This is a genomic window from Nostoc sp. FACHB-892 (genome assembly GCF_014698795.1).
Lineage (GTDB): Bacteria > Cyanobacteriota > Cyanobacteriia > Cyanobacteriales > Nostocaceae > Nostoc.
This window is the reverse complement of record NZ_JACJTR010000091.1, coordinates 1-11,547: the sequence shown is the minus strand read 5'-3', so window position 1 is coordinate 11,547 and position 11,547 is coordinate 1. Positions and strand designations below refer to the sequence as shown.

General features: G+C 38.9%; 11 protein-coding genes. 6 read left to right on the top strand and 5 right to left on the bottom strand.

Annotated features, from left to right (window positions below; all coding sequences use genetic code 11):
* Positions 1-310: 310 nt before the first annotated feature.
* Together H6G96_RS38795 and H6G96_RS38790 are read right to left on the bottom strand one after the other, a co-directional pair.
* On the bottom strand, positions 311-601 hold the full coding sequence (locus H6G96_RS38795; protein ID WP_190919739.1) for a hypothetical protein: 291 nt from the start codon (positions 599-601) through the stop codon (positions 311-313).
* A 10-nt stretch (positions 602-611) separates the two neighbouring features.
* Complete coding sequence (locus tag H6G96_RS38790) at positions 612-1,571, bottom strand: ParM/StbA family protein (protein WP_190919736.1); 960 nt, start codon at positions 1,569-1,571, stop codon at positions 612-614.
* A 492-nt stretch (positions 1,572-2,063) separates the two neighbouring features.
* On the opposite strand from H6G96_RS38790, the gene H6G96_RS38785 reads away from it, so the two are divergent.
* Positions 2,064-2,300 carry a hypothetical protein gene (locus tag H6G96_RS38785; RefSeq protein ID WP_190919734.1) on the top strand — a complete coding sequence of 79 codons (237 nt, stop codon included), beginning with the start codon at positions 2,064-2,066 and terminating at the stop codon, positions 2,298-2,300.
* Positions 2,301-2,346: 46 nt separating this feature from the next.
* Here H6G96_RS38785 and H6G96_RS38780 read toward each other — a convergent pair whose 3' ends face one another.
* Both H6G96_RS38780 and H6G96_RS38775 read right to left on the bottom strand, forming a co-directional pair.
* Positions 2,347-3,501: a ParB N-terminal domain-containing protein gene (locus H6G96_RS38780; RefSeq protein WP_190919732.1), complete on the bottom strand. Its 1,155-nt coding sequence runs from the start codon at positions 3,499-3,501 to the stop codon at positions 2,347-2,349.
* Between the two features lie 3 nt (positions 3,502-3,504).
* Entirely contained in the window at positions 3,505-4,308 is an 804-nt protein-coding gene (locus H6G96_RS38775; protein ID WP_190919730.1) for a ParA family protein, read from the bottom strand.
* A gap of 1,007 nt (positions 4,309-5,315) precedes the next feature.
* Between H6G96_RS38775 and H6G96_RS38770 the strand changes: the two genes are divergently transcribed.
* The 5 genes from H6G96_RS38770 (at position 5,316) to H6G96_RS38750 (ending at position 10,542) form a co-directional block, all read left to right on the top strand.
* Positions 5,316-5,708, top strand: a complete 393-nt coding sequence (locus tag H6G96_RS38770; protein WP_190919728.1) for a hypothetical protein — start codon at positions 5,316-5,318, stop codon at positions 5,706-5,708.
* 136 nt (positions 5,709-5,844) lie between these two features.
* The gene (locus tag H6G96_RS38765) at positions 5,845-6,738 is read left to right on the top strand and encodes a transposase family protein (RefSeq protein ID WP_190919726.1); all 894 of its coding nucleotides are present in this window, start codon (positions 5,845-5,847) and stop codon (positions 6,736-6,738) included.
* A gap of 186 nt (positions 6,739-6,924) precedes the next feature.
* Positions 6,925-9,174 carry an ATP-dependent RecD-like DNA helicase gene (locus H6G96_RS38760; RefSeq protein WP_190919724.1) on the top strand — a complete coding sequence of 750 codons (2,250 nt, stop codon included), beginning with the start codon at positions 6,925-6,927 and terminating at the stop codon, positions 9,172-9,174.
* 248 nt (positions 9,175-9,422) lie between these two features.
* Positions 9,423-9,563, top strand: a complete 141-nt coding sequence (locus H6G96_RS38755; RefSeq protein WP_206757697.1) for a hypothetical protein — start codon at positions 9,423-9,425, stop codon at positions 9,561-9,563.
* A gap of 97 nt (positions 9,564-9,660) precedes the next feature.
* A complete protein-coding gene (locus H6G96_RS38750; RefSeq protein ID WP_190919722.1) occupies positions 9,661-10,542 on the top strand; it encodes a DUF1186 domain-containing protein in 882 nt (293 codons plus the stop codon).
* A 67-nt stretch (positions 10,543-10,609) separates the two neighbouring features.
* Here H6G96_RS38750 and H6G96_RS38745 read toward each other — a convergent pair whose 3' ends face one another.
* The gene (locus H6G96_RS38745) at positions 10,610-11,059 is read right to left on the bottom strand and encodes a hypothetical protein (protein WP_190919720.1); all 450 of its coding nucleotides are present in this window, start codon (positions 11,057-11,059) and stop codon (positions 10,610-10,612) included.
* Between the last annotated feature and the right edge of the window lie 488 nt (positions 11,060-11,547).

The window sequence follows — 11,547 nt, the reverse complement described above, 5'->3', positions numbered from 1 at the left end:
AATAAAGACCAAGCTTGGGAAGCATTGATAGTCTTAAAGCTATTAAAATTAGGTCTGAAAACAACAGAACCAAATAGCTCAGGAGATTTGAAGTCTAAATCATTGTTCATGTAAATAAGTATAACAAATCTCTTGTCAAATAGCTAGTTTTATGATATTTGCCTACAGATAAAGGCAAGGTAGATATGTCGAGGGCAGCGATCGCCAGCGTTGAGTGGTGATTTTTCAGAGGGAGCTGAGGAACGGATATCGCTCAAAATGTATCAAATAGTGATACCGTGACCACTACGTTGTCAACTTCCTTTGACGGTTACAAATCAAAATCAAGGCTGAATGTTTCCGGTTCAGAATCTTCTTCTTTCTCCTGTGCAAATGGAGTTGAAGTCATTGAAGGAAGTTTGTTCGACTCAGTATTAATCGGAGTGTTTGCTAAAAGTTGTGCTGGTAATCCAGCCTTAATGAAAACAAAATAGCAATCAACTATAAAGTAAATCGTGTCCAGGTAACTTTTATCTAGTTTTTGCGATTCTGCAAATATGCGCTCTCTGTAATTATCTTTGAGGCGAACTTTTTCCGGTGCTAAGTCTTTTTTATCTGCCATTGTTATAACTTCACTTAAGAGATGTGCCCGTTAGATTTTTGCTGCTAATAGTTTTTGCCATCTCTAAAAGCCCAGAGACATTGGCTTCTACCGGATTGTCCAAGATTTTGAAGCCGTTTTTCTCCAACAGCTTTTTAAATCCTGGTAAGAGGCAGCCTCCACCAATCGCCCAGATTTCATCCCCCTGGTGCTTGGCATCAAGCGTCAGATTCACCACTTTCTTCAAGTATTTTTCATACCAATCTTTCAAACAAGTAGTGTATACATCTTTGATATCGATGTCACGGCTGTATCGGGTATGCCCCATTTCCAAACAAAATCGGATTTTGGATGGGTCTCCGATTTTTCCGCCATTTAAATGTTTCATTTTTTGGGAGATATCATCGATGAGAACTTCTACACCAATGGGGTAAGCAGTGTGAACTTCTCGCTGACCACGGTTGTAACGAGAATACAGGGTCGTACCATTGCCAAAGTCTAAAATGGTTAGCTTTTTCGGTAGTGGATGCCCAAACAATGCACCCATACCCTCTAGTACGACTTTCAGGACTTCTACTTTCACGTCTGATTGTTTGCCAGCAAGTATTGGCTGATATTCTCCATTGAGTACTTTTTGTAATTCTTCAGCCAGACCAACATCATGTAAGCTGACGACTAATTTTAAGTGCCAAGCTTTACGGTGTGGGAGATGTGCCAATGCACCTAACAAAGTCAACAACGCATTATTTACTTTATTTTCATTATTGTCTGTGTTGCGGTCAAAATAATTTCCTGTCCGATAAGCTGACTCTCCAACTGTATAAGCACTACCGTTAAAAACTACACGCCCTGGCACATCTTCCATCTCGGCATTGGATATATAGCTGGGGACACGAACTACTTCAAACCCTTCGACTAAAAGTTTGAGACTTCCGTAACCGTTATCGAAACCCGCCGGAAAAATTTTTTGTAAGGTGTGAATGTTTGACATAGGCTCCAAGGTAATACGCTTTAATTTGTGAAAATTATCTGTTCAGATGATTTGGAGAAGCAGAGGTAGAGAAGAATAAAATAACCACCCCTTTTTCTCCAGCCTCAAGAGCTTATCATATACCCTTGGGGGCTAAGTGGGGTACAAAATCTTAGCTAGTTAAATATACCCCATTTAGCACCTATATGTGTCCTATATAGGGGTCAAAATGTCGTTAAAGTCCTGAACTACTGTTGGGGTATATATAACCCCCATTTAGCCCCCATAGAGAATTTTTAAAATCTTTTCTATCAACGCAGTAGAAATTAATTTAGATTGTTATTGACTCATTGATTTATACTCTAATGCAAGGTCTAAATTAGCTTTACGTAAAATGGCGAGCTTTAGCTCTGATACACTTGGAATTTACCTACGAGAAATTGGTCGTATCGATAGGCTACTACCTGAGACTTGAAATCTTCTATGCAAGACTTGTAAGGTCTATGCTCGCAATTGAGCAGCAAAAAAAAATCTTTTCGTCAACGGCTAAAGCGTTCTCTAAATGGGTCTGAACTCTGTGCCGAGGTGAATAAAACAGAAGCAGAATTAACCCAAATCCTTGAACAAGGGCAACTGGCAAAACATTTAATGATTACTGCCAATCTCCGCTTAGTGGTTGCAGTAGCTAAAAAATATCCTTGGAGTAACCTAGAATTTTTGTATCTGATTAAAGAGGGAGCAATAGGCTGACAAAAATCGCTAGAAAAGTTTGACCCGAATCGGGTCTATAAATTCTCTACTTATCTAGCCTTTTACGAATTTCTCCAACTTTAACTTCCAACACAGTTAGTAAATCTTGAAGTTGCTCTTTTTGAATATTGTCAACTTCAGTTGCTGAGACATCTCGAATTAGAGAGGTAATTTGGCGGCTTGATTTAACATTGTTTTCGGGAGCATATTTAGCAATGGTTTTAGCAACTAGTGAACGAGTTTGAGTTACTGTTAGCTTTTCTTGTAAAACCTGCAATGTAATATTTTGGCGAACTTTTTTAGCTTTAGATTCGTCATTTTTTAAGTTTTTGGAGTTTAATTTTTGAAGGCATCTGGCATGGTTAGCACCAAGCCCCAATTCCCTAATCGCAATTTTTAAGTCCTGCGAAAGTCGTAAACAAGGAAAGACGTTTGCATCCACTGATGCAGGATTTTGTTGAAAACGTAGTAGTAACAAAAAGATACGTTGCTCAGTCTCCTCTAAATCAAATTCTTTAATTACTTCCGTCTGCTCTTTTCTACTTACGCTAACTAATTGAGTTAACTTAGGCAAAAGTTTTTTTGAGTTTAATCTAGCTATTACTCTTCTAACAGCCTTTACTACTTCTTCCTGCTCAATTCCTAGAGCTAATTTAGCTTGTTGAACTAAACCTTCTGCTAAATCTAGCTCATTTAAACTTTCTCGATGAAGGCTAGTTAATAAGGTGCGTGCGTGTAATTCTTCTTCAGAAAGTTCTTTTTGAAGCATTACTGCATCGAGCATTTGAATTTCTGGCTGTAAGTATTCTGAAACTGAGCGCCATCTCCGTTCGCCATCAAAAATGAGGTTTCCAGGTAACAATATAATTGGCTCTTGTTGCCCTTCTTCTCTAATTGAAACAGCCATACTGTGGATACTATCCGCAGTGAACGTTTGTCTTACTTGCTTGGGATTGGGCTTCACTTGGTTATAGTGAATTTTAAAAATTCCAGATGATTTCAGATGTTCTCGTAAATCTTCAACGGTTTGGTTGAGAAGATTACGTTCTTCTTCAGCAAGCTTACCTTTTGCCTGCTCATCTTTTAATCTTATAATTTCTGCCTGTAGTTCTTCTACTCGTTCTTCAAGCTCAAATACCTGTTGTGAACCAGCAGCAGAAGTAAACATGCCAAGTACACTTGGTTTGTTTAATTTCGTCATTTATTAACCTCTCATTACCTTAAGTTCTTGAATTAGTGCATCAACAATTGGCATAAAATCTGCTCTTGCTTCTTTACCTGGTCTGTAAATCCCTAAAGGTAAACCTCTACCAGAAGCATTAAGAATATCCGCTGATTCTCGAATTGGGCTAAAGTACCGGATTCCTAGATTTTTACAAACCAAGGGTAATTCCTCAACAATGCTTCTATGCGCTCCCCAATCACTTTTCCAACGCGTGGGAACCATACCTAGAATTTTTGGAATCGGTTTGAGTCTTAATCTTTTGCAGTTGTAATAGTACCACTCAATCATTGCCGCAGCACTTTGAGAAGCTTTGTACTCAGGTTGAATTGGAATTAATACATAGCCAGAAGCTGCAAGAGCAGTCAGTGGCAAAGGTTCTAGTGTGGCAGGACAATCAATGATTACAAAATCGTGAGGTAAGGGATAATCACTCAACCTATCTGCCAGAATATAAGCTCCACGCAGATCCTTTGAAATCTCTCTAATCGTTTCGTGTAATTCTTTTCCGCCTTTACAAACTTGAACTTTATCAGTCTTACCTTGCCAAGCTGTAATTAAAGGCCAGTTCCCTTTAAAGTCTGAATTATAAACATTTGCCATTGTTCCTAGTGTTTTAACTTCTCCTAAACCACAAAATAATGTCAATGATTCATTAGGATCTATGTCCAGTAGAGCAACAGAATAGCCCCGAACACCTAACTCATAGGCAAGATTATATGAAATAGTACTTTTAGCTACTCCTCCAGCATTTGTCTCAATTGAAAGTATTAAATTGGCAGCCATGATTAATTTCTCTTACTTAAGAATTACATTTTATACTCCAAGCTCTGAGATAACGTTATCTCAGTTTGAGCTAAAGATTTTTGAGATAATGTTATATCATTTTTTTCAGATTTATTCATATACAGCAGTTTCCGCTATTGTAAAGTACGTTCTCAGTCCTGAAAGGTACAGGAGATAGCGGATACGGAAGAAACTGTATTTTATACAACAGTAAGCGCTGTAACAGCAAGTTAGGTTTTTCGATAAGATTTTTTAAATCTCGAACTCGGCATATTAAAAGTTAACCGTTTAGTTACCTTCAAGGCTCCTATTTTTTTACTTAACCTAAAACAATCAAACAAAGTTTTATTAACGGTAAACCTGTATTCATTAGGACAAATAGGCTTTGGGTGCGAATAGTGGCTAGGCAGCGTAATTCTCTGATTAGTCTGCACCGAGACTAAATAATCACACACCAGAACTTTACACTATTTGGTAAAGTTAACCATCAACCGTAGTTTGTCACTGGTTTAGATGTATATTCTATACACTCTCACTAATTTTTGTGGCTAATTTCTGACATAATTTGCTAGAACCTTGAAATCCTTCATGGAGTTTCAGTTTACCTTTTCAGGTTTGGCTAATACACTTTCCGTAAGAGAATTTGGTAGCCGTTTGTGACACCAAGCCGTATAAGTAGCATTAATTACGCAATATTTGTAACTTTCCTAGCAGTCTATTTACTTAATAGTTGTTATCTTAATATTTACTTCGGTCTATCTAGTTAATAGATAATCCTCATGATAGTGGGTTTTTATGATTCACAGCGCTCATAGCTCTTTCGTCAGAGTATGAGCGCTTTTGCTTGTTAATCAAGCTACTACTTGCACTTTGTCGAAGTTTACAAAAGTCAAGTATCTGTCTAAATACTTGAGGGCGCTTCTTGTTTGATTCTCCCCTAATTCTCCCCTTTTAATTCTTAAAGTTCTAAAACTGATTAATTTTACTCGAACTGAAAAGCTAGTTTTATGAGATTTGTTCTCTTAATAGATTCTCTTGTGATTGTTAGTTGTATTAGCCTGATGCCTTGTGTTGGTAAGGCCCAAACAGATGCTGTTATCAACGCAAAACCAATAGCTATCAATTTTAACAGTTTACCCACTAACTCTACTGATATTAGTTTCCTAAAGGCTTCGGAGCTTGTTTATTGTGCTTACCAGGGAGGTCTTTTACAACAAGGTATCCCAAGTGGAGGAACATTAGTACTTAAAACTTTAAACGGAAATATTCTTGCAAAAGACTTGGTAAGAGCGGCTGTAAATGCAAATAAATTACCAGCACAAGTTTTGAATGACCAAAATTATCTAAATTCTGTAGGCTTACAACTTGAAGCATTACCTGATGAAGCTGCTCTTGATTGAAGTTATAACCATCTGTTACGAAAATACTAGTATCACAAAAAGGCGCTTCGGCATAGCAAGTGGGTTATGGATGGTTTATATTAAATAGACTTGTCGGGAAATAAGAGACAATAGATAGCAGTGCTAGAAAAAGACAATGCTGAATATTGAAGGTGCGCTGAAGCAAGATAGACTGTTGCGGGCATTAACAGGATTGAATCGGAAAGCATTTGATGCCCTATTGCTGACGTTTAGCACTGTATACCTTGATATTCAACAGAACAAGCCTCGTCAAAGGGCCTTGGGTGGAGGGCGCAAAGCTCGGTTGCTTACAAATCAAGACAAATTGTTTTTCATCCTGTTCTACTTTAAATGTTATCCGACCTTTGATGTCGCAGGACTGCTTTTTGATATGCATCGCTCTCAAGCACATGAGTGGATGCATAGATTGCAGCCCATATTAGAAGCAGCTTTGGGGCAGAAAATGGCACTACCAGAACGCCATCTCGACAGCATAGAAGCATTTTTGTCACGGTTTCCCGGAGTTCAACGGGTAATGATTGATGGGACAGAGCGTCCAATTACCCGTCCTCAAGATCGTGAAAAACAAAAACAGAACTACTCTGGTAAAAAGAAACGTCATACACGTAAACACTTAGCAGCTGTTGATCAAACCAAACGAATTTTAGTCTTAAGCAAAGCACGCGAAGGCAGGTTACATGACAAACGCTTTCATGACGAAGATGACATTGCAGGTAGTGTACCTGATGAGATTCCCATTGAAGTAGACTCTGGTTTTCAAGGGATACAAAAGCAGTATGACAATGTTCTTCTTCCGCACAAAAAACCCAAAGGAGGTGAGTTAAGCCACCTTCAAAAAAACCAAAATAGCCAATTAAGTCAATCCCGTGTAGTTTGTGAAAATGCTTTGAAGAGTGTGAAGCGATACAACGCCATCAGTTTCATTTATCGCAATCGGATTAAAAACTTTGACGATCGCTTGATGCTGACCGCTACGGGATTATGGAACTTTTACTTAATGGCTGCTTAATAACACTTCAAATCTAGACCACCATTTGTCTCGCTCATCTTTTATTTCCCGACAACTCTAATGCTTTGTCCCAGCAGACAATTGCATATTATATTTTAGTATATATGTACTGCATTAATGGCTGATTAATACTTATCTTTAAATATTTTGCGGTAACGACAGCAGGAAACATTTTCGCCCAAAGCAATGTCCACTTCCCAAACTCCCATCCAGCAACAAGTTAACGCTACTACCCAGCATGAAATAATCACTGGAGTAATAGAACGTTTGACCTTCCACTCAGAGGAGTCGGGGTATACAGTGGCGCGTTTGGTACGTCCCAGATTTAGAGATTTAACCACAATCGTCGGTAGTTTTGCCAACATTCAGCCAGGGCAGACACTTCAACTAACAGGCTTTTGGCGTGACCATCCCCAATTTGGACCACAATTCCAAGTCACCAATTATAAAGAAACCAAACCAGCAACACTCACCGGAATTGAGAAATACTTGGGCAGTGGACTAATCAAAGGAGTTGGTCCAGTCACAGCCAAGCGTATCGTTGCTCACTTCGGTTTAGAAACACTCGACATCATCGAAAACCAAATTGAGCGACTGATTGAAGTCCAGGGTATTGCCAAAAAGCGGATCACTCTGATCAAAAACGCCTGGGCTTCCCAGAAAGCGATTAAAGAAGTCATGGTATTTCTGCAAAGCCACGGCGTTTCAACAACTTATGCTGTGAAGATATACAAGCAATACCAGGACAAAGCTATTGATACAGTTACCCATAATCCATATCAGTTAGCTACCGATATCTACGGAATAGGTTTTCTTACAGCTGACAAGATTGCGCGTAACCTGGGAGTTGCACCTGATAGCGAATTTAGATACTGCGCTGGAATAACCCATGCTCTTAGTGTTGCCGCAGAAGATGGTCACTGCTACTTACCACAGCCAGAGCTAATCGAAAAAGTCATCAAACTGCTGACAACTCAGGAGCATCAGTCGACAGAAGATGCGATAACCAATATCATCAAAGATATGGGTGCCAGAGAGGAGTTGGTTAGGGAGAGGATTCGAGATGATTATGGCGAGAAACTACTATTGTGCTACAAACCAACGTTTTTCCATACTGAGCAGAACTTAGCGCAGTTAATCTCTCGAAGATTACGCCAACCGATTGCACAGGATATGCCTCGTGTTCGTGGTTGGATTGAACGTTTTACCGCTAGTCACAAAATACAACTATCGCAACAGCAGCAGCAAGCTGTGGAGATAGCGGCTTATTCTCCATTCATGATTCTCACTGGTGGCCCTGGTGTGGGGAAAACTTTCACCACCCATACAATAGTCAGCTTGTGGAAAGCAATGGGTAAATCGATTGCTCTAGCTGCGCCAACGGGGAGGGCAGCACAAAGACTATCCGAAATGACCCGACTTGAAGCAAAGACCATACATCGCCTACTGGAGTTTGACCCCAAGAAAATGGGGTTTAAATGCGGTAGCGATAACCCTTTGCCGCACACCGCAATTATTGTTGATGAAGCTTCAATGCTTGACCTATTCCTGGCACACTCTTTGGTGAAAGCAGTAGCAGAAGGAGCGCAACTATTATTGGTGGGTGATATCGACCAGCTTCCCTCAGTTGGGCCAGGAAAAGTATTAGCTGATCTAATAAATTCGCTTCAAGTACCAGTGGTTCGGCTAACGCAAGTATTTAGGCAAGCCCAACAGAGCGCAATCATCACCGCTGCACACCAAATTAACCAGGGAGAATATCCGGCGCTTGAGCCAATAAGAGATAATCCCGTGTCTGATTGTATTTGGCATGGTGGAGGAAATCAGCCAGAACACGGGGTACAGGCAATCTGTGAACTGATCACCGATTTGATTCCCCGACTGGGCTTTAATCCGGCAACAGATGTGCAAATACTTTGTCCCATGTCTCGGGGACTGGTGGGAACTCGTAACTTGAACGCTGTGCTGCAACAGCTGATCAATCCGCCAAGTAAAGATTTGGTGGAGATTAATCGGGGTGGCATGATTCTACGTGAAGGCGATCGCATTATCCAACTAACCAATGACTATAACCGTGAAGTTTTTAACGGTGATTTAGGGAATATCTTAAGTATTGACACCGTAGAGCAAGAAGTTACAGTTAATTATGGTGGTCGGGCTGTGGTTTACGATTATGCTGACTTGAATGAAATTACCCTGGCATTTGCTGTCTCAGTGCATAAAAGCCAAGGCTCAGAGTATCCTGTGGTGATATTTCCATTGTATATGCAGCATTATATGATGCTATCGCGCAACCTATTTTATACAGGGCTTACCCGTGCAAGGAAGTTGGCGATCATCATCGGTGACAAAAAAGCAATATCTTTGGCTGTGCGGACTACAGATGACCAGCAGAGATATACACGGTTGTGGCAGAGGTTGTTGCAGCCGATTTGATCAACATGAATGTAGAATATCAGCTTGGTTAAACAAACAAAAAACTAAAATACTCTTGTATAACGACGAATTGGGTCTGCGCCAAGTTAATCTTTTTGGCTATTTAAGTCAGGAAAATTGAGTCAGCAATTGAATTATTTGATGTATAGTTTAAGTCCGTCCTGGTTATTAAATAGCCTCAAGTTGTATGTCCAGTCCTAGTTCCGACATGGTTCGCGTTTACCTGCAAGAGATTGACCGTTACTAGGGTGTTGACCGCAGACCAAGAAATTGCTTATGACAGGCAGGTACAGCAGATGATGGCAATTGAACAAAGAAAAAATGAACTCGCCCAACAACTAGAACGAGAACCAACTATTACTATACCTTTCCTGTATTCTGGCGACTGACGCATGTATTCTGTTTTGATAAAATTAATAAATTACAGTACACAGTTTGATAAACTACTTTAAGTTAATTAGTAGTAATAGTGCTAATCTTGGTCAGATGCAAATAGAAGAAATTTTAGCCCAACTAGAAAATAACACTAAGGAATTTCCTCGTTTAGCGTTAGAAAAAGCCATTGAGGAGCGAGAAACGATTACATCTATATTAATAGAAATTTTAGACAAACTGAGTAACAATTTAGAAGAGCTACTAGAAAAATCAGACTATATTTTACATATCCATGCTTTATATTTACTGGCACAATTTAGGGAAGTAGCAGCATATCCTACAATTATCAAGTTTTTTTCAGTTCCTGGGGATGTGGCATTAGATGTAACTGGAGATATAGTAACTGAAGATTTATGCAGAATACTTGCTTCCGTTAGTGGTTCAAATATTGAGCCGATAAAGCAACTTATAGAAAATCCAGAAGCCAATGAATATGTAAGGGGTGCTGCATTAGAAGCATTATTGGTTTTAATAGCTCAAGAAGTCATTACTAGAGAACAGGTGATACAATATTATGCCAAGCTGTTTTCTACTTTAGATAAAGAAGATTATTATATCCAAACTACTTTAGTAACCAATAGCGCACAGCTTTGTGCAGTCGAACTGCAAGAACAAATAGATCGGGCATTTGAAGAAGAATTGGTTGATTTGTTCTTTATTGACCAAGAAGATGTAAGCACTTATCTAGTAGTAGAGAGAGAAGAAGCTTTAAATAGACTACGTAACAATACAAAGTATTCTTTTATTAAAAATATAATCTTAGAAATGGAGAGTTGGAGTTGTTTCCAACCACAAGAGAGAGAGCCATCATATAATATTTTTATTCCAGAAGGATTTAGCCTTGGAACATCTGAAAAATCTAAAAATAAAGCTAGGGATAAGAAAAAAATGCAAAAGCAATCTCGGAGAAAAAATCGTTCCAAAAAGAAATGAGTCATCAATCTTAGCAAAAATTTTTGAACTTCACTAATAAAGATAAAAAACTTAGAATCTTTTGGAATTATTTTTCTTCGTTAGGATACCAACCTGCGGGAATGACTTCAAAATTCCAAACATCTTTGAAGACGTATATGCGTCCGATCATTTCCGATGGGGAAAGCAAATTTTTGTCGCCTTCCTTCCAATCTTTTTTATCAACTGTTCCCATAACTACATAGTTATTACCTACAATTTGAGGATTTGTTTGGACAAAAGTAGCAGCCATCAATGGCTCAATTTCCTGTTTTTTAGCAATAATTAAGTCGCAGCTTGGGCAATATTTACACTGTTTATTTAGTAAAAATAGCTGTTTAGGTTCAATGTGGATTACCAAAGGGAACTTGCGTAACTTAGTTTTACTATCGCATTTTGGGCATTTAGTGAACGCACAATCACTATAAGGATTAAGAAAAAAGCGATGCCGCTTTTTAATTGTTTTATCTGACTTTTTATTAACGCTATTTTTAACCATGCTACGATGAAAGCTTGATTAACTACATTTGGTTTTTTAACATAAAGTTAACTATAACAAGCGTGAAGAATTAACACTTACTCCTAACTAAAAATAGTGAGGTAGGTTGAGCTATTGCTAGACATTAAATGGTTGCTAGCTAAAGTTACCAACAGAGCAGAAGGAGCGATATTAGTCTTTTAAACATAGCCGGATACAGATGCTTCAATCAAATCATAGTGCAACTTGGTTGCGGTAAGGTATTGTCAGCTTACCGCAAATTCACACTACAGCACTTCATGTCCCAACCACGCTTCAGCAATTATTTATCTTTTCGAGACGATCTGAACAACAACCGCGTTGAAGCTACCGTAGCGTTTCCGTGAAAGCCTTGATGGTTTGCTGTCCACGTTGTGCATTTCCCGTAGCCAAGAAGTCTAAGATTGCGCCTTGAAATAAGTGGAATAGCAATAAAGCAGTAGTTTTGTCATTTGTGAGATTAAACAGAG